Origin of the sequence: Chryseobacterium sp. YR221 (assembly GCF_900176315.1) — a bacterium.
Taxonomy (GTDB): Bacteria; Bacteroidota; Bacteroidia; order Flavobacteriales; family Weeksellaceae; genus Chryseobacterium; species Chryseobacterium rhizosphaerae.
Window position 1 is genome coordinate 698,558 of record NZ_FWXM01000002.1, and the last position, 20,571, is coordinate 719,128.

The 20,571-nt window shown below is 37.1% G+C and carries 20 protein-coding genes; 3 read left to right on the forward strand and 17 right to left on the reverse strand.

Annotated features, from left to right (window positions below; translation table 11 throughout):
- Window positions 1-63: 63 nt before the first annotated feature.
- The 3 genes from B8967_RS22445 to B8967_RS08155 all read right to left on the reverse strand — a co-directional run bounded on the left by B8967_RS22445 (window position 64) and on the right by B8967_RS08155 (window position 2,916).
- Window positions 64-231: a hypothetical protein gene (locus tag B8967_RS22445; RefSeq protein WP_179140043.1), complete on the reverse strand. Its 168-nt coding sequence runs from the start codon at window positions 229-231 to the stop codon at window positions 64-66.
- Between the two features lie 239 nt (window positions 232-470).
- The gene (locus tag B8967_RS08150) at window positions 471-1,808 is read right to left on the reverse strand and encodes a carboxylesterase family protein (RefSeq protein ID WP_084085650.1); all 1,338 of its coding nucleotides are present in this window, start codon (window positions 1,806-1,808) and stop codon (window positions 471-473) included.
- A 205-nt stretch (window positions 1,809-2,013) separates the two neighbouring features.
- A complete protein-coding gene (locus B8967_RS08155; protein ID WP_047494167.1) occupies window positions 2,014-2,916 on the reverse strand; it encodes a helix-turn-helix domain-containing protein in 903 nt (300 codons plus the stop codon).
- A 130-nt stretch (window positions 2,917-3,046) separates the two neighbouring features.
- Here B8967_RS08155 and B8967_RS08160 point away from each other — a divergent pair, with 130 nt between their 5' ends.
- Window positions 3,047-3,451 carry a cupin domain-containing protein gene (locus tag B8967_RS08160; RefSeq protein ID WP_084085651.1) on the forward strand — a complete coding sequence of 135 codons (405 nt, stop codon included), beginning with the start codon at window positions 3,047-3,049 and terminating at the stop codon, window positions 3,449-3,451.
- A 33-nt stretch (window positions 3,452-3,484) separates the two neighbouring features.
- Window positions 3,485-4,537 carry an NAD(P)-dependent alcohol dehydrogenase gene (locus tag B8967_RS08165; protein WP_084085652.1) on the forward strand — a complete coding sequence of 351 codons (1,053 nt, stop codon included), beginning with the start codon at window positions 3,485-3,487 and terminating at the stop codon, window positions 4,535-4,537.
- A gap of 492 nt (window positions 4,538-5,029) precedes the next feature.
- Here the strand turns inward: B8967_RS08165 and B8967_RS08170 are convergent, their stop codons facing one another.
- Window positions 5,030-5,389: a winged helix-turn-helix transcriptional regulator gene (locus B8967_RS08170; RefSeq protein WP_047493638.1), complete on the reverse strand. Its 360-nt coding sequence runs from the start codon at window positions 5,387-5,389 to the stop codon at window positions 5,030-5,032.
- A 173-nt stretch (window positions 5,390-5,562) separates the two neighbouring features.
- Here B8967_RS08170 and B8967_RS08175 point away from each other — a divergent pair, with 173 nt between their 5' ends.
- Window positions 5,563-6,441 (forward strand): NAD(P)H-binding protein, encoded by an 879-nt coding sequence (locus B8967_RS08175; protein WP_084085653.1) that lies wholly within the window; start codon window positions 5,563-5,565, stop codon window positions 6,439-6,441.
- A 76-nt stretch (window positions 6,442-6,517) separates the two neighbouring features.
- Here the strand turns inward: B8967_RS08175 and B8967_RS08180 are convergent, their stop codons facing one another.
- From B8967_RS08180 to rpoC, 13 genes are all read right to left on the reverse strand, one after another.
- Window positions 6,518-7,801 (reverse strand): alkaline phosphatase family protein, encoded by a 1,284-nt coding sequence (locus B8967_RS08180; RefSeq protein WP_084085654.1) that lies wholly within the window; start codon window positions 7,799-7,801, stop codon window positions 6,518-6,520.
- 107 nt (window positions 7,802-7,908) lie between these two features.
- The gene (locus tag B8967_RS08185; RefSeq protein WP_084085655.1) at window positions 7,909-8,754 is read right to left on the reverse strand and encodes a GNAT family N-acetyltransferase; all 846 of its coding nucleotides are present in this window, start codon (window positions 8,752-8,754) and stop codon (window positions 7,909-7,911) included.
- A 31-nt stretch (window positions 8,755-8,785) separates the two neighbouring features.
- Window positions 8,786-9,181: a cytidine deaminase family protein gene (locus tag B8967_RS08190; protein ID WP_084085657.1), complete on the reverse strand. Its 396-nt coding sequence runs from the start codon at window positions 9,179-9,181 to the stop codon at window positions 8,786-8,788.
- Between the two features lie 12 nt (window positions 9,182-9,193).
- Complete coding sequence (locus B8967_RS08195) at window positions 9,194-9,793, reverse strand: GrpB family protein (RefSeq protein ID WP_084085659.1); 600 nt, start codon at window positions 9,791-9,793, stop codon at window positions 9,194-9,196.
- A 138-nt stretch (window positions 9,794-9,931) separates the two neighbouring features.
- Complete coding sequence (locus B8967_RS08200; RefSeq protein WP_084085661.1) at window positions 9,932-11,629, reverse strand: hypothetical protein; 1,698 nt, start codon at window positions 11,627-11,629, stop codon at window positions 9,932-9,934.
- Between the two features lie 215 nt (window positions 11,630-11,844).
- Window positions 11,845-12,594, reverse strand: coding sequence for a T9SS type A sorting domain-containing protein (locus B8967_RS08205; RefSeq protein ID WP_084085663.1), 750 nt, complete (start codon window positions 12,592-12,594; stop codon window positions 11,845-11,847).
- A gap of 1 nt (window position 12,595) precedes the next feature.
- Window positions 12,596-13,120 carry an ankyrin repeat domain-containing protein gene (locus tag B8967_RS08210; protein ID WP_084085665.1) on the reverse strand — a complete coding sequence of 175 codons (525 nt, stop codon included), beginning with the start codon at window positions 13,118-13,120 and terminating at the stop codon, window positions 12,596-12,598.
- Window positions 13,117-13,662 carry a YceI family protein gene (locus B8967_RS08215; RefSeq protein ID WP_047493610.1) on the reverse strand — a complete coding sequence of 182 codons (546 nt, stop codon included), beginning with the start codon at window positions 13,660-13,662 and terminating at the stop codon, window positions 13,117-13,119. Before B8967_RS08215 ends, B8967_RS08210 begins: the two co-directional genes overlap by 4 nt.
- A gap of 10 nt (window positions 13,663-13,672) precedes the next feature.
- Window positions 13,673-14,020 (reverse strand): hypothetical protein, encoded by a 348-nt coding sequence (locus B8967_RS08220; RefSeq protein WP_228406087.1) that lies wholly within the window; start codon window positions 14,018-14,020, stop codon window positions 13,673-13,675.
- Window position 14,021: 1 nt separating this feature from the next.
- Window positions 14,022-14,864 (reverse strand): DUF5777 family beta-barrel protein, encoded by an 843-nt coding sequence (locus B8967_RS08225; RefSeq protein ID WP_047493602.1) that lies wholly within the window; start codon window positions 14,862-14,864, stop codon window positions 14,022-14,024.
- A gap of 126 nt (window positions 14,865-14,990) precedes the next feature.
- Window positions 14,991-15,641, reverse strand: a complete 651-nt coding sequence (locus B8967_RS08230; protein WP_047493599.1) for a Crp/Fnr family transcriptional regulator — start codon at window positions 15,639-15,641, stop codon at window positions 14,991-14,993.
- A gap of 171 nt (window positions 15,642-15,812) precedes the next feature.
- On the reverse strand, window positions 15,813-16,118 hold the full coding sequence (locus B8967_RS08235; RefSeq protein WP_002976436.1) for a DUF3467 domain-containing protein: 306 nt from the start codon (window positions 16,116-16,118) through the stop codon (window positions 15,813-15,815).
- Window positions 16,119-16,205: 87 nt separating this feature from the next.
- Window positions 16,206-20,468: a DNA-directed RNA polymerase subunit beta' gene (gene rpoC, locus B8967_RS08240; protein WP_047493597.1), complete on the reverse strand. Its 4,263-nt coding sequence runs from the start codon at window positions 20,466-20,468 to the stop codon at window positions 16,206-16,208.
- Between the last annotated feature and the right edge of the window lie 103 nt (window positions 20,469-20,571).

The following is a 20,571-nucleotide window of genomic DNA, read 5'->3' on the forward strand; positions in this document are numbered from 1 at the left end:
AAAATAAAAAGGCATATCCGATCCGATAACCAGGTATGCCTTGTATTTTATCAAGAGGCGGTATTAACAATAAATGTATCTACAATTCCAAACATCTGTGGCCCATTCACAACATTGCCCGTCTTCGGTGGAAGTACAGCATACCTTACCCCAATTTAAATCTCCAGCTTTTAAACTTTTCAGTTCATCACGTGTAAGCTTTCTTACTTTGAAATCTTTGTTTGTTTTCATAATTACTATTTTTTATGGTTTATTTATTAAATATACATTAAAAATAATAATTATAAATGAATAATAAATACCAATAACGCACTTTAGCATATATAATTCACAGAAAAAAAATTAAGATACAGTTGACCAACCTGTCAAAAATTCTTTGAATTCTCATCACTCCTCCAGGGAAGCGGAATATTTATGTCTTCAGTTGGAACATTTGTTAAGAGTAGAGATTTTGAAAGATTGATAAATAGCTACATCTTTCGGAGTTCCAGAATTTCAGGTCTTTCGGCAGTATCAGATACTTTCCCGGTACGGGCAAATTCTGCCCAGAGCGCTCTTAATTTTTTTCCATTTTCATGAATATACGCCCAAGGAATATCTTTTAGCAGTCCTGAAGGTTTCCACGCTGGTTCATTTCCGAAAATTAATGGCAGATCAATACAGTGTGGTGCTCCCAAATAATTTTCTTTCAACAAGGAATGAATTCTGAACAAATAAACATTTCCTCCTGCTTTTGCATAATTATCTGCAAATAACTTTGCCGGGTGGCCATAGATGAACTCAGTGGTTTTCCTAACTGTTTTATTCATTATTTTCAATCCTATGCCCTTCCTGAAAAAGGAGCCTAAAGATTCTGAGGTTTTCAGATAAAATGCTGTTTCATCGTTATTCAAACCAATCAAAACATCATACTTCCCGGCATTTTCTTTCCATTTCGTTTCAGCGTCTTCTTCTCTGCACAGGGGCGGGAATCCATATTGTGTTCCAAATGGCATGGCAGCTTTCAAACCATACTTCAACACGGAAGGAACCCATTTCCTGTACTCCTCCACCATCTTCAAAACATCGGTTTCATCTTTCAGTATTTCTGTTTTCTTCAGGAATTCAGCGGACATTTTATGTCTTTTATGACGTAGCCCCAAAGGAGCACTCTGCATAATTACCCGGTGAAATAAGCCATCTGTTCCTTCTGAAATCATCAGATGGGCTATCGCATCACCACCTGAAGACTGCCCCAGAAGAGTAATGTTTTCAGGATCACCTCCCAAATAAGCAATATGAGTTTGGATCCACTTTAATGCTTCAATGATATCAAACAGGCCAAGATTCGGACGTCTATTTTCATCTCCTCCTAAAAAGCCAAAGATTCCAAGACGATATGAAACATTTACCACAATAATATGCTGTTCCTTTACCCATTCTGCGGGATCAGCAGTGTCCATATCACCACAGCCAATTTCATGAGAACCCCCATGAATCCAGACAACTACAGGAAGTTTTTCATTTTCAACAGTATTTTCGGGGCGGGTCACAGAAAGATATTGGGTAGATTCGTCGGCCTCGAAAGTTTCAACAGCTGTCACTCCAATCATTTTTTCCACCAGCGGACTTAATGTCTGCGGACAAACAGGAGTTTTATCAGGAGGAATAATACCTGATATTGAAGATTCTACCGGAACAGGTAATTGAAATCTTTCGGAGTGGGCATAACGAATACTTTTAGCCTTGATAATACCGTTTTGTTTTAATGCAATAATTTTTCCAAAACGGGTTTCAAAAACATGGGTTCTATTCGGTTGTGATTTCATTTTAACACTGAAAACTTTTTATTTTAAAGTTATGAAAAATAAAAAATTATTGAAAATTATTAACCCGGAAAAATCACATTTTTTTTTAAAAAAACCAAGCTTAACAAACTATCATCCAAACTATTGAGAAGAATACTTATGGTATTGAGCGTTGCTTTACAATTATATTCCCACCCCATAATAGGTGTTATAGCTGTACTGAAAATCAGTTCAGAAGTTTATATTCACTGGGAGAAATTCCTACTTTGGTTTTAAATAACCGGGTAAAGTGCTGTGGATATTTGAAACCCAGATTATAGGAAATTTCACTGATCGATTTCTCCTGATCCATGATTTGTTCTTTGGCTACATCAATCAATTTGTTATGGATAAATTCCTGTGCTGAAACACCCAATTCCTTTTTGATAAGGTCTCCAAAATAATTGGCTGAGAGATTGAGTTTTTCTGCAAAGTAGTTCACCATTGGAAAACCTATATTTTTAGGATTATCAGATTTTAAATATCCATCTACGAGATCTTCAAATTTTCCGATCACCCCCTGGTTAATATGATCTCTGGTAATAAACTGACGGTCATAAAAACGCATGCAGTAATTTAAAAACAGCTCAATATTATTAACAATGAGTGACTTGCTGTGCTTATCAATAGACTGTTCCAGCTCAAGTTTGATATTTTTAAAACATTCCAGTATGATTTCCCTTTCTTTTTCGGAAAGGTGCAGGGCTTCATGCACATCATAAGAGAAGAAAGTATAATCTTTTATATGTTTTCCAAGATTGGTTCCTTTAATCAAATCCGGATGAAACAAGAGCGCATATCCTCCCGGCTGAATAGGTTTACCATCATTGGTAACTCCACTTACCTGGCCAGGAGCAATGAAAACCAACGTTCCTTCCTGATAGTCATAGCTGTGTTTCCCATAATACATATCACCACAAATAACATCTTTAAGAAAAACGGTATAAAATGCATAGGTTCTCTTATACTGACAAATGGGATCAGATTTTGAAAAATCAACCACACTTACCAGTGGATGTAAAGTCTCGTGATTCACCATTTTATTATAATCTGAAACACTTTTTATTTTATCAACCTTCTGATTTTCCATTGAATAAATTTAAATCTTATTCAAAATTACTACTTTCTTGTAGAACAGATACTGAGTCTGTAAAATTGGTAAGTAATTCGGTAATCTGTATAAGTCTTGTTTATCTGAAAGTTTCGACTTTTGTATCGTTATGGAAACTTTTAATACAAACATTTTTCCGAAAGGAGAAAAAGCTCCTTCCGATTATTTTTTCGGAGGAACAGCTTGGGTTCATCTTTTAAAACCGAATGAAGATGTACTGAACTGCCAGATTGGAAATGTCACTTTTGAACCCGGGTGCAGAAATAACTGGCATTCTCATGGAGGCGGACAGATTTTAATCGTAACTTCAGGAAAAGGTTTTTACCAGGAAAAAGGCAAACCTGCCCAGGTTTTACATCCGGGAGATGTAGTCAACATCCCTCCACATGTGATCCACTGGCATGGAGCAGCACCTGACAGTGAATTGACACATATTGCCATTAATGTCAATACCCAAAATGGGATTGTAGAATGGCTGGAACCTGTAACAGACGACGAATATAACAATTTATAAAACTTAACTTATTAACTTAAATTAATTAATCAAATGAACACATTTACAGTAAAAGCCTTTGGTACGGAGTCTACCACAGCAGATCTGAAAGAAATGAATATTGAAAGAAGAGAAATTACCGCTACCGATGTAGAAATTGAAATTCTATATTGTGGAGTATGTCACTCTGACCTTCATACGGCAAGAAACGACTGGGGAGGAACGATCTACCCTGCCGTTCCGGGACATGAGATCGTAGGAAAGATTACAAAGGTAGGAAGCGAAGTTTCCAAGTTTAAAGTGGGGGATCTGGCAGGTGTAGGATGTATTGTGGATTCATGTGGCCACTGTGAAAGCTGCCAGCATGATCTTGAACAGTATTGTTTGAATGGATTTACAGGAACTTATAATGGCCATGACAAACACTTAGGAGGCCATACTTTCGGTGGATATTCTCAGAAAGTGGTGGTCAATTCTGATCACGTATTAAAAGTACCTGAAAACCTTGACCTTGCTGCTGTAGCACCACTTCTATGTGCCGGGATTACTACCTGGTCACCTTTAAGACACTGGAACGTAGGTCCGAACTCTAAGGTAGCAGTAGTAGGTTTAGGTGGTTTAGGTCATATGGCAATTAAACTTGCTAAAGGATTAGGGGCTGAAGTGACTTTATTTTCAAGAACTCCGGGAAAGACCGAAGATGCCAAACAGTTGGGAGCTGACCACGTTATTATTTCTACAGATGAAGCCCAAATGGATTCTGTAAAAGGAAAATTCGATGTGATTATTGATACCGTTCCTTATGTACATGATGTGAATCCTTATGTGACTACTTTAAATATCAGTGGAACTCATGTACTTGTAGGATATCTGGGAGGTTTAGAGCCTATTCTGAATACTGTTCCTATGATTTTGGGAAGAAAATCTGTAGCAGGTTCTGTAATCGGGGGTATTGCAGAAACTCAGGAAATGCTGGATTTCTGTGGAGAGCACAATATTGTATCGGAAATTGAAATGATCAAGATGCAGGAAATTAATGAAGCTTATGAAAGAATGCTGAAGAGTGATGTCAGATATCGTTTTGTGATTGACATGCAGTCTCTGTAATTGACTATACAACATGAAAAGGCTCTTCAGATTGAAGAGCCTTTTTTGTTCATTTTTTATAGGTTTTGGCTGAAGCCAATGGAATTTTATACAAACCAAAACGGGCTAAAGCCCGTTCCTATTGAATCTTTATATCCTTTGTACAAATGACAGTAGATTATCAAGAATAAATATCTTTATTGATAAAGCTTGCTAAATAACGCTGAAGAGTGATGTCAGATATCGTTTTGTGATTGACATGCAATCTCTGTAATTGGCTATACAACATGAAAAGGCTCTTCAGATTGAAGAGCCTTTTTTGTTTATTTTTTATAGGTTTTGGCTAAAGCCAATGGAATTTTATACAAACCAAAACGGGCTAAAGCCCGTTCCTATTGAATCTTTATATCCTTTGTACCAACGACAACAGGTTGATTATCACTAATACATTATACATTATACATTATACATTATACATTATACATTATACATTATACATTATACATTATATTCTCATTTATACTTCCCATCCATATCCTGGAATGCCCATTCTGCCATAGCATCAATCACCGTACCTAGCCCATGCCCGGCTTCACTTAGTTTATAGGTAACATGAGGGGGTACAACAGGTCTTGCAGTTCTGATGATCAGCCCATCTGCTTCCAGCTGTTTTAAATGCTGAATCAGCATTTTCTCTGTGACCGCGGGAATTGCTTTTTTCAGCTCGCTGTATCTTTTCTCTCCTGTGGAAAGGTTAAACAGGATAATAGGTTTCCAGAATCCCCCGATCCTTTCCATGACATACATTACAGGACAATCCTGTAGTACTTTTTTATTCTCCTGAATGGTTGAACTTTCTTTAATTGCTGTCATTTTTACATACTTTAGGGTAAGTACTTGCATAAAAGTAAGTACAAATATAACTTTGTATTCAGAAATAAAAAAATATTTATTACAAAATCGCTAACACCTGATTAGTTTATTCAAGACTAATTAATATTCAGCGATTACATATAGCTATTAAAAAACAATAAAAAAATTTACATATGAAAATCATCATCACAGGATCATTAGGAAATGTAGCTAAGCCTTTAACACAGCAATTAGTCAATGAAGGACATAACGTTACAGTAATCAGCAGTAACGAAGACAGAAAACAAAATATAGAATCATTGGGAGCCTTTCCTGCTATCGGATCTATTACAGACACGGATTTCCTTACCAAAACATTTGAGGGAGCCGATGCCGTTTTCGTCATGACCCCACCTGCTATCAGCGAAAATAATATCGTTGACCATACTGTTCATGCAGGAAAAAATTATGCCGAAGCATTAAAAAAAGCCCATGTAAAAAGAGCTGTTATGCTCAGCAGTGTAGGGGCAGAATCTCCTGTAGAGAACGGACCTATCAAAGGGCTTCATCAGATTGAAAAACTATATCACGAGGTAGAAAATACTTCATTTACATTTTTAAGAGCCGGGTATTTTTATACTAATTTTTTCAATGATATTCCCTTGATTCAGAATGCAGGAATTATTGGAGGTAACTATCCTGAAAATATTGAAGTTCCGCTGGTACATCCTAACGATATTGCTAAAGCAGCAGCAGAAGAGCTTGTAAAAGAAGGAAATGGTAATACCATACGTTATATTGTAAGTGATAACAGAAAGGCTTCTGATTTTGCCAAAGTCTTGGGAGCTGCCATAGAAAAACCTGAACTGCCATGGGTAGAATTTTCAGATGAAGATTCTTTCAGCGGAATGTTACAGGCCGGACTTCCCCAGGATATGGCAGAACTGTATACTGAAATGGGAAGAGGAATACGAACAGGTGTTGTACAGAAGGATTTCATTGATCATGGATCCCCTGTTACAGGAAATACAAAGCTGGAGGATTTTGCCAAAGAATTTTCTTCCAAGTTTTAATTCATTTGGATATCAACCCGTATCGGCGCACCTTTGGTGCGCCGATACGGGTTTTGAAGTAATCATTGTGATTCAATTATTTTTTCTCCTTCAATATTTCTTTCAAGACTTTCAGCTTTCCATCAATAGGCTGGTCAATTTTTAATCCTAGAATTTCAGCGACTACAGGATAAACATTGATATTGGCAAACTCATCTACTACTAAATTATTTTTAAATTCAGGCCCCCAGGCATAGAATGTTGCTTTCATCTCAGGAACAACCCTAGGATTGTAACCATGCTTTCCTACCGATGTTTTCTTTCCTTTCTCAAGGAATATTTTGGGTGCTTTCGGGATCAGAAGAATCTGCCCTATTCTGTTGTACTGATCATCTCTTGTTGCAAAATGGAGATATTTGGGAAGCTTTTTATCCAGGTAAACTTCGTAGTCTTCTGTTTTATGAGCCTTCAGTTCTTTATAAACCGACTTGACCTCAGCGGGATTTTTAACATATACTCTCAATAAGGTCTGGGAATTATAAAAATCGAACCTGTTTTTATCAAAAAGTACAGCTGGAATTTCCAGCGGAGCCCCACCATCCACTTTGATCATTCCATGATCGGAAACAAAAATAAAATTGACATTTTTTAAGCCTAAATCATTTACTTTCTGAACCAGGTCACCAATGGCATGATCAATTAAATGAACTGCGTTTTCGGTTTCTTTCGTATCGGGTCCGTAATGATGTCCGCTTCCGTCTACTTCCGGAAAATATAATGAAATAAAATGAGGTCTTTTATCTTCGGGTAACTTGAGCCAGTTTACTACTTTCTCTACTTTTTCAGAAGGTGTAAATTTCTCATGATAAGGATAATAATAGCTGGGTCTCATTCCTCCGGCATCGCTGGCAGAACCTACCCACATTAAAGAAGCAGATACGATCCCCTGTTTTTCGGCTAATCCCCACAGTGGAGTTCCGCCATACCAGCTTCCATCTTCTGCATTTTTCTTATTGCTCATGGCATAAGTTTCTTTTCTCTTATAATCGTAGAAAAAATTATCTATTAACCCATGGTGAGAAGGATAAAGTCCGGTGATCAGGCTCCAATGGTTAGGAAATGTAATACTTGGATAGCTTGGAATCATCGCCTTTGCCTGTACCCCATTATTAGAGAGTTTCAGGAGATTTTCAGCATTGTATTTTTTAGCATAATCATATCGAAAACCATCCGTTGAGATCATAATCACATAAGGTTTTGACTGAGCCTCTATCGTATTTTGCCGACCCGGAACAGTTATCTGGGCTGTATCAATAGTGGCCTGCTGGGCAAAAACCGTAAAGGAAATAAACAACAGTAAAAAATGTATTCCTCGCTTCATTGTTTTAAAAATTTCAGCAAAGTTACATTCTATCCTGCTCCCCGGAAAGTTTAAGAGATTAAAAGTATATTAAAACCATTTATTTTTGATTAAAAATATACACATTATCACACCGGCCGTTTCATTTCAAACTGCGATACCCAATTTTTAAGACCTATTCTTTCATTAAGAAAATGACAGGTGCTTTCTGAAACCTCATCTACATTATTTAAGGACACCGCTTCTCCATTATTTTTCTCTTTAATAGCTTCGAAAAGCCTGGTTGCAATTCCTTGTCTTCTGTGATTTTTATCAATTGCTATTTGGTATATTTTCTTTGTTGCCGGATTATAAAAAGCATATCCCGCCAGCTTTTCATCTTTATAGGCCCCCAGTACTATACAGTCTTTGCGCATATCTTCAAGGACAAAAACAGAACCCTGCCATGATGGTTCAATATCCCAGAAAGAGCGGAGATTGTCCCATTGAAATTCTTCCAGTTCTTTTATAACAATATTGGAATCTGTCTGTTGCAAATTAATATTTCCATTAAAACAAAGCAGTCTCCGTACCATAGTAAACCCTAAGTTTTCATAGGCCCTGATTGCCTGTTTGTTTCCATCAATCACTTCAAGGAGCAGAGTGTCAACTTTTCTGTCTTTTAACAGGGGAAGGATAAAATCATACATTTTTCTTACCAGCCCCTTTCCTCTGCTTTCAGGAACCACTCCTGTTCCGGCATTATAGATTATTCTTTGGTTATCTTCTGCTTTTTCAGCATTAAGAATAAATCCTACCAACTGATCGGACTCAAATGCTCCTACCGATAAGTTAAAATCTATTTTTTCAGCATTAATTTTTGAGACCAGTACCTCTTTTGTCAGGTGAAAAGGAACAATATAATCAGAAAAAGAAAGATTAAATACAGATAAAAGCTCCTCTACACTAGTATTTTTTAAAGTTTTGAATTCCATTGGTTTAATAAAAAATTATGAGTTAAAAAAATTACCATTCTCTTTCCAGATCTTCTTTCCAGTCGTAAGGCATTAATTCTTTTAAGGTTACAAATATTCCGTTTTTCACTTCTATCACAGCATTGAGGTTTTCTTTGGATAGCTGGCTCATCAATTCCCTGCAGCGCCCACAGGGTGGCACGGCATTGCCATCATTTCCTACTGCTACCGCGGCTTTGATCTTATGCTCTCCATTTTTCAGCATTTCAGCCACAGCACTGTGTTCCGCACAAAATCCCATAGAACAGGCTGTATCTATACTGATTCCGGTATATACATTTCCGTTGGTAGTTTCAATAGCTGCGGCAACTCCTCCATATTCTATAAAATCATTCAGTCTCTTGGTTTTTGCCAATTGGCCTGCGATTTCTTTTAAGTCTTTTTTCATTGTATTAATTCTTTATTTTCGGTGTTCCAAATACCACTCAACAGCCTTTCGTTCTTCTCTCTTGATAAATGGATCTTTTCCTTCATTATAATCATTCCCGTCATGCCATTCTTTTTCACTCAAATATTCTTTTAGTTGCTGATATTCATCTTTCACGTCAGGATGGGTCCGCAAGTAATCCCGAAACGCGATATGGCGAAGCCAATGTTCAGAGGAAGTGGGAATTGCATGAATATGGGCAATACGAAGCTTATGATCGTGAATTCCTTCAGGAATCTCATCTCCAGCATTAATTATTTCCGGAAATCCCAGATTCTGAGGCTGATCTATAAGCTTAATAAAGAAACGACGGTATGGCATTTCCTCGTTATACTTCTGATAATAAACATAATCCTGTCCCCGCAATAACGGAGGAATCTTATCCAGCTCCTCTTCATTTTTCACTCCAATCATAATATCTATCACAGGTTTTGCAGATAAATTTTCCACGGATGTACTCCCGATATGTTCAATTTGTGGATTCAAAAAACCAATACTGTCCTTCAACTCATTTTTAATTGTTTCAAATTGTTTTTTCCAGAAAGGATTGTATTTTTCAAAGGTAATTTTCATGGGAGTCTGGCTATACACAAATATATAAAAAATCAACCAATCCCTTTAAAATTAAGCCTTTTAAGATTTTAGGCCACCAAATAAAATAATAATACCTCTGAAAAATCAGAGGTATTATTGAAAATATTTATAATGTGATTAATCCGGCCAGTTGGCAAAAAGTTCATCCAGATATATACTGGTAGGATTAGAATAGTTATTCTTTATTTTATCTCTCCACTGATACCAGTTTCTAGACCCTTTAAGAGCCTGTTCCAGCTGTGAAGCCGTATATCCGGTCACTCTGTCGGCAGGATATCCTACTCCATACATACCATTCTGATTATGCCCGTCAATCATATCATATCCACCTGAAGTATAATGATTTTCGGCACTGATGGTACGGTTCTGGAAGTTATTGGAACCGGTAGATCTATAAACGGCATATCCTCTTATTCTTTTATACCTTTCTAATGTCATTAAAGTTTCCACAGTAGTTGGCCAGCTTTCAAGCAGTCTTCGGTTTCGGTTTTTAACTGCAGAATTGAAAGACAGGAATGAATCCTGGCAAATGTCATTATACGCCGATCTGTCTATAATGGAATGCAGTGCATGGCTCAATTCATGAATGGTTGTTCCGTATACCATATCAGACAATCTTCCATAGGCTTTAATATGGATCTGGGCTGATAAACCAAAAGTAAGTTCACTTCTGATGTGAGAATAAGAAGAAGGTACTCCCCACGGAGCTGTCTTGCGGGCTGCAATCTTGATCTGGCTCTGTCTTCCAAAATTATAGATATGATTATTCATAGGTGGAGAAGTCAGTCCAAATCTATATCCATAATAGAAATCATGTGCTGCCTGGTGTATCAGAGCGTGATACTCATCTTCTCCTCCATCAATAACAGGATACCATGCCTGCTGTTTCACATTGGGCCCTTTCATTTCTGCCTGGAAAATAGATCCGTTTCTCACACTATAGTTATATCTTTCCCATTGGATAACATATTTTGCTTTTCCACGTACAGAGGAAGTGGAGAAATATCCATTTCCGTCTGTGATTCCCTGGGCTACAGTAAACCACTGCCTCATCAAGACCTGAGCTCCGGTTACCGGTACTACATCTAAAATATCATCTTTGACCTGAATTCTTCCACTTGGATACCATTTTTTCCCAAAGATCCATTTTGCCTGTGGGGTAGAATCATCGGTAAGGAGATCTTCTTCATTCCCTGTAAGCTCGTAAGCTAAGTATAAAAGGTTATTAAACAGATCCGTTTTACTGGCTAACTTTCCAGTAACTTCATAGCGTTCAATATCATCAATATCGGAAAAATAAGGATCCTGCTCTGGGATATACAACTCGCTCAGAACTTCATGTTCAACTGCAGGAAGGACTTTTCCTACCGGAACTGCAGTATAATAAACTGGAATAGAGTCTCTGTCCGGAGCTCTGTTTTCAAGAAATCCTTCTGCATATTCAGCATCCAATCTGTAATCGAAATAATGGATGGTAGAATCCTGCTTCAGCAACCCTACTTCATCCTCATTTTTAGGATTGAATTTAAGGTAAAGATGTGAAGGACGTACTTCAAATCCAGCAGTTTGTTTTGGGTTTTTAGCTCTTAGCTGTTCAAGAGCTGTCTTCATGATTTCAACAGAATAAGGATTTTTCAAAAGGATGGAATCCCCGGAAAATGAACGGGCATAAGCGTTAGTGTTACTTTGCTCTAAAGCCGCTTCATTATGCATTTCAGTCAGGTCATCTTTACAGGAGTACTGAAAAGAGAGTAATAAGGCGCCAAAAGCAAATAGCAATACCTGCCCAAATTTAAAAGTGGTGCGTGTTTTCATTGTAAGTTATTAGTTTTTTTACGCCTTAAAAATAGGATAAAAAAATAAAAATATCATGCACTTTAAAAACAATTATTCGTTAATTCTTTATTATTCTTTACATATTTATCTAAACATCCTAAAAAAAATTAAAAAATTCATCATTCCCATATAGAATAATACCTCCGAAAAATCAGAGGTATTATTGATAATATGTAGATGTGTTTTTTTCTGAATTACTCTTTAATCAGTTTTTCATAAGACAGGCTTCCATCTTTCAATAGAATTTCAAAATAATAAATTCCCGATTTCAGATCTTCAATACTAATGGTTTCTTTATTCGGTCGTACAGATTTTATCTTTCTTCCTGCCGCTTCATAAATATCAATAGATTTGATACGGTCAAAGTTTTTAAAACTAATTGTTTCTTTAGCAGGATTGGGATAAAGACTTACTTTCTTAGATTCAGCAGCTGCTTCGCTGGTTGATAAGTTGGTTGCCGTCATTGTCAGTGTAGCATATCCTCTATTAGAAGAGCTATGTTGAGATATTGCAGTACTTCCTCCTCTAGCAAAAAATATATCCAGAGGACCTGCTGCATTTGGGATCACAAAATCCCCGGCACTTCCGGATAAACTTCTGGTTGCAATAATAGTCCGGGTACTTCCTGAAACTGTGTTAGAGACCAGCGTCCAATCCTGAACAGCATCTACACTAGGGAATGCTCCAATACCATTAAAACTATAATCAAGGTTTGAGCTGCTGTTATAAATAAATCCGTCTGCACCGGCTTCCATCCCGGAATCACCAGCACCTATCCCCAGGTAGGAAGTACTGTTTCCCGTAAGTGTCAAGGTTGCCAATGTTGGTGAAGTTTCCAGTTTCACTGTCATTCCTGTAGCCCCAAGACTTACAACGCCCGAGGAAAACTGGGCCCATGCGAAATTGGCAAGAGCCATACTTAATGTGAGTAAAAGTTTTTTCATATCAATTTTTTAAGAGGTTAATGATGTCTTTTTTATCTGTTTTTAAAGCATATTCAAAAGGGGTCATTCCCATTGAATCTTTTTTTGTTTTATCTGCTTTGTACTTCAACAGCAGCTCTACCAATTCTTTGTTTCCAAATTTCACAGCCCAGAATAATGGTGTATACCCTGTAGTATCAGCTATATTGGGATCAGCATTTTTCTTCAATAAACGCTCTACGAGATCTTTATTATATTTTACCGAAAGTCCCGATAAAGCTGTCCCTTCGTCACTTTTATAATTCACATCTTTTACATGATCAATCAGAAATTTAGCCACCTCTACATTTCCTCTGTAACAGGCCAAAATAAGTGGTGAAAATCCGCTTTCATTGGTTTGATTAATCACATCCGGGTTTTGCTTCATAAGCTCCTGTACCTCAGTGACAGTTCCACTTCTCGCAATATCAAATATTGACTTTGCTTTTTCCTGAGCAAATACTAATGAGCCCAAGAAGACCATTAATAATAAAATCAGATTTCTCATTGTTTTATCAATATATAGTTATATTCAACATTGATGCTTTCTGCAATTTTTTTAGTGACCATCTTTGGAATTGTCACTTTATAATCTGCAGGTCTTGCAATAAAATTTCCCTGCATATAAATTTTACCGTCTTTAGCATATACAGTGGCTGTAGAAGCTATCGCTTTATCTACTCCGTGAAAATTAAGGCTTCCCTGGATTGTATATTTCTGGGGGCTGGCCGTCAGTTTTGTTTTATCAAAACTGATAATTTTCCCTTTGAAAGTAGTCTTTGGATACTTTGCTGTTTCTGCATAGCTTTCATTAAAATGCTCTTCCATTAATTTTGTTTTAAAATGAAAGTTTTTAACTGCTGAAACCGATGCTATTTCTCCAGTGTCACTATTGAAGACTACCAGATTATTATCATCCTGGGCATATACATCTTCAAATAACGGTACTGAAGCTTCAAAAGTTACCTTACCCGTTTTAGAGCTGTATTTCTGTGCTGAAGCATACCCTGTAAATAGTAGTGATGCGCTGATTAATATTATTTTTTTCATATCAAATTTTTTAATTTTCAGTTAATCCATCAGCTTTCCATTTGATGAAAATATTAATTTGTGTTGCCGACAGGGATCCTCCTTTAGGCATTTTTTCAGGGTCACCATTTGGTCTTTGAATCCGGTCCAGGATTCCATCTATATTATTCTTTGCCTGATCGTAGGTCACTAAAGGTTTAAAACTACCTGCAGAGTGACAGCCGATACAATTGTTGTCTATAATCGGTTTTACATCGGCAGTGTATTTTACTGGCAGTGTAATAGGGGTATTATCTGAAATCTCTTCATAGGTTCTGCTATCGCAGGAGTTCAGTATTCCTATTGATGAAAGGAGCACGAGGTATGTTAACTTTCTCATATTAAAAAACTCTATAAAGATTAAACCCAAAGAAAATATGTCCTTTCCCCCATTCACCTGATGCATTGGTAAGATATCCTATATCTGAATTAATCTGGGAGTTCGAGAATAAAAGCTGGAACACATGTCCCCCGGTTTCTATATCCACTCCTAAAGAAAGAGGGTTTTTATAGAAACTGTGATTGTCAAAATTCACAAAATATTCTGCATTTACAGAAACTCTCTTTGAAATTTTATAGCGTCCGCCTAACCCTGCTAAAAATTGGTTTTTATCTTCATTTTTAGGCTCATACAGATTCTTATGAACATATGAAGGGGTAAGTTGCAGTGAAAGTTTATCGTTAAATCGTCTTGAAATTAAAGCCTGGGTAAGATAAGAAAGTCTGTCGTTGAATTTAAGAAACGGATAGTTGTCCTTACTAAGATCCGTATTTACACCCATCACATTATACCCAACAATATCTACCGGAAAATCATCATTCTGTCTTATCAGCCTGTACTTGGCAGCACCTTCAAAGGTTTTCATATTTGTTTCCCTTGACAAACTCACAGAGATAGCATCGCTGATACCATAAATCACGCCTAATTTTGTGGAGGCGTTATCCAGTCCAAAAAAGTTTTTAAATCCTGTGCTTACATCACCAAATCTATGGGCTACAATAATGTACCATTCTTTTTTGGCGGCAAGCTTTGTAGATTGTCCTGTAACAATCTGTAATGCTTTGAAAGCAGGTTGTGAAAATTCCGTATCGGTTTTAATAGTATCAATATCTTTCAACAGATCTTCCTGTGCAAAGGCAAAACCTGATGAAAATACTGACAAAAATAAGAGAGCTTTTGTCATATACAATTTGAATTAAATTATCATATGACAAACTTATCAAGTTCTCAATTCAAAATTATGTGATAAAAGTCACCAAAGACATTGTTTTTATCAATCATATAACAAAAACTTTTGAAACATTATAAATTAGATTAGTCTAACATTTTCATTTACAGCAACTTTGATCCCTTCTTTCGTCTGCAGGATCTCTCCGTCACTCTCTATTTTTTTTAACACTCTGCTTACCACTTCTCTTGAAGTACCAAGACTGCTTGCAATTTCACGATGAGTAATTTTTAAAGGATTTCTTCCGGTACTGGTGATCTGCTGTTTAATATAATTCAGTACCCTTTTGTCCAGTCTATGAAAAACAGCATCATTGACCATATTCATGACTTCCGAAAAACGTCTGTCATACTCACGATAAAATAATTTATTGATCTCTGGAAACCTGATCAGCCAGTCATGCATCACAGAAACAGGAATCAATAAGGCTTCAGATTCTTCTTCAGCTACGGCAAATACTCGGCTTACATAATCTGTAAAAATAGAAGAGAAAGTCATCAGGCAGCTGTCACTAGGCTTAATAAAATAATAGATAAGTTCTCTGCCGTCATTAAGAGTGAAAACTTTAATAGAACCTTTTATTAGAAAGGGTACATACTTATTTTTCTGGCCTTCTCTTATGATTTCTGTTTTTGCTTTTATATCAACAATAACAGCATGCTGTTGGAGTTCACTTAAAAAAACTTTTCCAAGAAAACCAAATTTATCAAGAATAAACACATTATCTGTCATATCAATTTTATCAAAATGTAATATTCAAATATATAAAATTGGATCATTGTTATGATGATTTGGTATCATTAAAGTTGTGTTATAAATAGTAGGACGTATTTTTAACCGTAATATATAACATAAAAAATGCCCCAATTTTCATTGGGGCATGTATTTATTGTAAAAGAAATCTTACGCTTGAACGTTGTTTCCTCCTAATACGAAAGGCTCAACTTCTTTGATTTCTCCGAACTGCTGCTCATAGTTAGCGATGTTCTGTTGAAGAGCGTTTAAAACTCTCTTAGCGTGAAGTGGAGCAAGAATTACTCTTGATCTTACTTTAGCTTGCTGTACCCCCGGCATTAATTGGATGAAATCTACTACGAACTCAGATGGAGAGTGGTTTACTAAAGCTAAATTAGCATAGATACCAGCAGCTACCATTTCGTTTAATTCGATGTTGATGTTTCCGTCTTGTGGATTTTGATTGTTGTCCATTGTTATAAATTATGTTTTTTAAATTCGAAATTTGAGATTGTGAAAATATAAAAATAAATCCAAACCTCAAATTTCAAATCATTAATTTTAGTTAAGGTCTTCGAATTCTTTCTTAGAACCTACAATAACATTCTGATATTCTTTAAGACCTGTACCTGCAGGGATTCTGTGCCCTACAATTACATTTTCTTTAAGACCACTAAGGGCATCAATTTTTCCAGCAACAGCCGCTTCATTTAGAACCTTCGTTGTTTCCTGGAATGATGCTGCAGACATGAATGACTTAGTCTGAAGAGCCGCTCTTGTGATACCTTGCAATACAGGCGTTGCTGTAGCAGGAAGTGCTTCTCTTACTTCTACCAAGTTTTGATCTTCACGTCTTAGCTTAGAGTTTTCATCTCTTAATTCTCTTGCAGTAATCATCTGACCTGGTCTGAATTCTTTAGAATCACCAGCCTCTACTACTACTTTAAGACCAAATACTCTGTTGTTCTCTTCCAAGAAGTCATACTTATGTTCCAGAGCTCCTTCAAGGAATTGAGTATCACCTCCATCCACGATAGATACTTTTGTCATCATCTGTCTTACGATAATTTCAAAGTGCTTATCATCAATTTTTACCCCCTGAAGACGGTAAACTTCCTGAATCTCATTTACTAAGTATTCCTGAACCGCAGTTGGGCCCTTGATTCTTAAGATATCATCCGGTGTGATAGAACCGTCAGATAGTGGAGAACCAGCTCTTACGAAGTCATTCTCCTGAACCAAGATCTGGTTAGAAAGTTTTACCAGGTAAATCTTTCTTTCTCCAGTTTTAGCTTCTACGATCAATTCTCGGTTACCTCTCTTAATTTTTCCGTAAGAAACTACCCCGTCGATTTCAGTAACAACCGCTGGGTTTGAAGGGTTTCTTGCTTCGAATAATTCGGTAACTCTTGGAAGACCTCCGGTGATATCCCCTGCTTTTGCAGATTTTCTTGGGATTTTGATTAAGACCTTACCAGCCTTAATTTTTTCACCATCATTTACCATTAAGTGGGCTCCTACCGGTAAGTTGTATGCTCTTTGCTCAACTCCTTTAGAATCTACCACCTTCAAGGTAGGTACGGCTTTCTTATTTCTAGATTCAGAGATTACTTTCTCTTCGAATCCTGTTTGTTCGTCAATTTCAAGCTGGAATGAAATACCCTGGATAATATCTTCATATTCTACCTTACCAGAAGTTTCAGCAATGATAACCGCGTTATACGGATCCCATCTACAGATGGTATCTCCTTTCTTCACTTTATCACCTGGTTTTACAGATAATATAGATCCGTAAGGTACGTTAGCTATCATTAATGGAGTTTTAGACTCCGCAGCAACTAATCTGAATTCCGTTGAACGGGAAACTACTACCTCAGCTGTATTACCGTTTTCATCTTCAGAAGTAATTGTTCTTACATCATCCATTTCAACGATACCATCTCTTCTAGCTACAATAGATGGGTTTTCTGATACGTTTCCTGCAGTACCCCCTTGGTGGAAGGTTCTCAACGTAAGCTGAGTACCTGGTTCCCCAATTGACTGTGCTGCAATTACACCTACCGCTTCACCCATATGGATCACTTTACCTGTTGCTAAGTTTCTACCGTAACATTTCGCACAGATCCCTTTCTTAGCTTCACAAGTTAATGGCGAACGAACCTCAACAGCTTCTAATCCAGCTTCTTCAATTCTTTTTGCCAATTCTTCAATGATTACCTGATCTGCACTAGCAATAAGCTCATCAGTTTCAGGGTCATAGATATTATGAAGAGATACTCTACCTAAGATTCTTTCAGAGATTCTTTCAACGATCTCGTCATTTTTCTTAAGTGCAGTAACTTCTGTTCCTCTAAGTGTTCCACAGTCATCTTCTGTAACGATAACGTCCTGTGCAACGTCTACCAATCTTCTCGTTAGGTAACCAGCATCGGCTGTCTTAAGAGCGGTATCCGCAAGACCCTTACGAGCACCGTGAGTAGAGATAAAGTACTCTAAGATCGAAAGACCTTCCTTAAAGTTTGCAAGGATCGGGTTTTCGATGATCTCCGCACCGGTAGAACCAGCTTTTTGCGGTTTCGCCATCAAACCTCTCATCCCTGATAACTGACGGATCTGTTCTTTAGAACCCCTCGCCCCAGAGTCAAGCATCATATACACAGAGTTGAAACCACCTTGGTCGGTTTTCATTCTGCTCATGATCATTTCAGTTAATCCAGCGTTGGTGTTAGTCCAAACGTCAATTACCTGGTTATAACGTTCTGTATCGGTAATTAGACCCATGTTATAGTTAGCTCTAATTTCGTCTACAGTTTCAATTGAAGTAGCAATCATCTGCTTTTTCTCTACAGGTACTACGATATCTCCAAGAGAGAACGATAGACCTCCTTTGAATGCATTTGAATACCCTAAGTCTTTCATTGCATCAAGGAACTTCACAGTAGTAGGGAAATCCGTATCGGCAAGGATCTTACCAATAACGTTTCTCAATGATTTCTTAGTAAGAAGTTCATTGATATATCCTGATTGTTTAGGTACAATCTGGTTGAATAAAATTCTACCTACAGAAGTTTCGATCAATCTTGTTACTATTACTCCGTCTTCTTTAACAGGTAGTCTACATCTTACCTTAGCATTTAAAGAAACTCTACCTTCAGCATAAGCAATTTCTGCTTCCTCAGGAGAATAGAATGCAAGACCTTCACCTTTTACTTTCATATCTTCTGTAGAACTCAATTCTTTAGTCATGAAATAAAGACCAAGAACCATGTCCTGAGAAGGTACTGTAATTGGAGAACCGTTTGCAGGGTTCAAGATATTCTGAGAACCTAACATTAATAACTGAGCTTCAAGGATCGCTTCTGGTCCTAACGGTAAGTGTACCGCCATCTGGTCACCATCGAAATCGGCGTTGAATGCTGTTGTTACTAACGGGTGTAGCTGGATTGCCTTACCTTCGATCATCTTAGGTTGGAAAGCCTGAATCCCCAGTCTGTGAAGCGTAGGTGCTCTGTTCAGTAGAACAGGGTGACCTTTCATCACGTTTTCAAGGATATCATATACTACAGGTTCTTTTCTGTCGATAATTCTCTTGGCAGATTTTACAGTTTTTACAATTCCTCTCTCAATCAGTTTTCTGATGATAAACGGTTTGTAAAGTTCAGCTGCCATATCTTTAGGAATACCACATTCGTGAAGCTGTAAGTTTGGACCTACAACAATTACCGAACGCGCAGAGTAGTCAACCCTTTTCCCTAGTAAGTTCTGACGGAAACGACCTTGCTTACCTTTCAATGAATCAGAAAGTGATTTCAATGGTCTGTTTGATTCAGATTTTACTGCAGAAGATTTTCTTGTGTTATCGAATAATGAATCTACAGATTCCTGAAGCATACGCTTCTCGTTTCTCAAGATTACTTCAGGAGCTTTGATCTCCAATAATCTCTTCAAACGGTTATTTCTGATAATAACTCTTCTATAAAGGTCATTAAGGTCAGAAGTAGCGAAACGTCCTCCGTCCAATGGAACTAATGGTCTTAGTTCTGGTGGTATAACAGGCAGCACACGCATAATCATCCACTCTGGTCTGTTGATCATTCTTGTATTGGCACCTCTCAATGCTTCTACAACGTTCAATCTTTTCAGTGCTTCAGTTCTTCTTTGCTTAGAACCTTCGTTATGAGCTTTGTGTCTTAAGTCAAAAGATAATGCATCAAGATCAATTCTCTTTAATAGATCTTCCACAGCTTCAGCACCCATTCTGGCGATGAATTTGTTTGGATCAGAATCATCAAGATACTGGTTTTCTACAGGAAGAGTTTCCATAATGTCAAGGTACTCTTCTTCTGTTAAGAATTCCATATTTTCAAAATCAGAACCATCTAATTTTTTGGCAATACCCTGTTGGATCACTACATATCTTTCGTAGTAGATGATCATATCTAATTTCTTAGAAGGGATTCCAAGAAGGTATCCGATTTTGTTTGGTAATGAACGGAAGTACCAGATGTGAGCAATAGGAACAACCAAACCGATATGTCCGATTCTTTCTCTTCTTACTTTTTTCTCGGTAACTTCTACACCACAACGGTCACAAACGATCCCTTTGTAACGAATTCTCTTATATTTACCACAAGCACATTCGTAATCCTTTACAGGACCAAAGATTTTCTCACAGAATAATCCGTCTCTTTCAGGTTTGTGAGTTCTGTAGTTAATAGTTTCTGGTTTTAAAACCTCTCCTCTTGAGTCCTGTAAAATAGACTCTGGTGAAGCTAAACCAATGGTTATTTTATTAAATCTACTTGTTTTATTTTTATTTGACATAATTTTTTTAGATTTTAGATTTCAGAGTTCAGATTTCAGACGAAATCATCATTCCAAATTCAAGGATTATAAAATTTTTAGAGTCGCATAATCTGACAACCAG

Excerpts from the sequence above, each read along its gene's own strand:
- B8967_RS22445 (WP_179140043.1), bottom strand. The coding sequence starts at position 231 with ATGAAAACAAACAAAGATTTCAAAGTAAGAAAGCTTACACGTGATGAA.
- B8967_RS08150 (WP_084085650.1), bottom strand. The coding sequence starts at position 1,808 with ATGAAATCACAACCGAATAGAACCCATGTTTTTGAAACCCGTTTTGGA.
- B8967_RS08155 (WP_047494167.1), bottom strand. The coding sequence starts at position 2,916 with ATGGAAAATCAGAAGGTTGATAAAATAAAAAGTGTTTCAGATTATAAT.
- B8967_RS08160 (WP_084085651.1), top strand. The coding sequence starts at position 3,047 with ATGGAAACTTTTAATACAAACATTTTTCCGAAAGGAGAAAAAGCTCCT.
- B8967_RS08165 (WP_084085652.1), top strand. The coding sequence starts at position 3,485 with ATGAACACATTTACAGTAAAAGCCTTTGGTACGGAGTCTACCACAGCA.
- B8967_RS08170 (WP_047493638.1), bottom strand. The coding sequence starts at position 5,389 with ATGACAGCAATTAAAGAAAGTTCAACCATTCAGGAGAATAAAAAAGTA.
- B8967_RS08175 (WP_084085653.1), top strand. The coding sequence starts at position 5,563 with ATGAAAATCATCATCACAGGATCATTAGGAAATGTAGCTAAGCCTTTA.
- B8967_RS08180 (WP_084085654.1), bottom strand. The coding sequence starts at position 7,801 with ATGAAGCGAGGAATACATTTTTTACTGTTGTTTATTTCCTTTACGGTT.
- B8967_RS08185 (WP_084085655.1), bottom strand. The coding sequence starts at position 8,754 with ATGGAATTCAAAACTTTAAAAAATACTAGTGTAGAGGAGCTTTTATCT.
- B8967_RS08190 (WP_084085657.1), bottom strand. The coding sequence starts at position 9,181 with ATGAAAAAAGACTTAAAAGAAATCGCAGGCCAATTGGCAAAAACCAAG.
- B8967_RS08195 (WP_084085659.1), bottom strand. The coding sequence starts at position 9,793 with ATGAAAATTACCTTTGAAAAATACAATCCTTTCTGGAAAAAACAATTT.
- B8967_RS08200 (WP_084085661.1), bottom strand. The coding sequence starts at position 11,629 with ATGAAAACACGCACCACTTTTAAATTTGGGCAGGTATTGCTATTTGCT.
- B8967_RS08205 (WP_084085663.1), bottom strand. The coding sequence starts at position 12,594 with ATGAAAAAACTTTTACTCACATTAAGTATGGCTCTTGCCAATTTCGCA.
- B8967_RS08210 (WP_084085665.1), bottom strand. The coding sequence starts at position 13,120 with ATGAGAAATCTGATTTTATTATTAATGGTCTTCTTGGGCTCATTAGTA.
- B8967_RS08215 (WP_047493610.1), bottom strand. The coding sequence starts at position 13,662 with ATGAAAAAAATAATATTAATCAGCGCATCACTACTATTTACAGGGTAT.
- B8967_RS08220 (WP_228406087.1), bottom strand. The coding sequence starts at position 14,020 with ATGAGAAAGTTAACATACCTCGTGCTCCTTTCATCAATAGGAATACTG.
- B8967_RS08225 (WP_047493602.1), bottom strand. The coding sequence starts at position 14,864 with ATGACAAAAGCTCTCTTATTTTTGTCAGTATTTTCATCAGGTTTTGCC.
- B8967_RS08230 (WP_047493599.1), bottom strand. The coding sequence starts at position 15,641 with ATGACAGATAATGTGTTTATTCTTGATAAATTTGGTTTTCTTGGAAAA.
- B8967_RS08235 (WP_002976436.1), bottom strand. The coding sequence starts at position 16,118 with ATGGACAACAATCAAAATCCACAAGACGGAAACATCAACATCGAATTA.
- rpoC (WP_047493597.1), bottom strand. The coding sequence starts at position 20,468 with ATGTCAAATAAAAATAAAACAAGTAGATTTAATAAAATAACCATTGGT.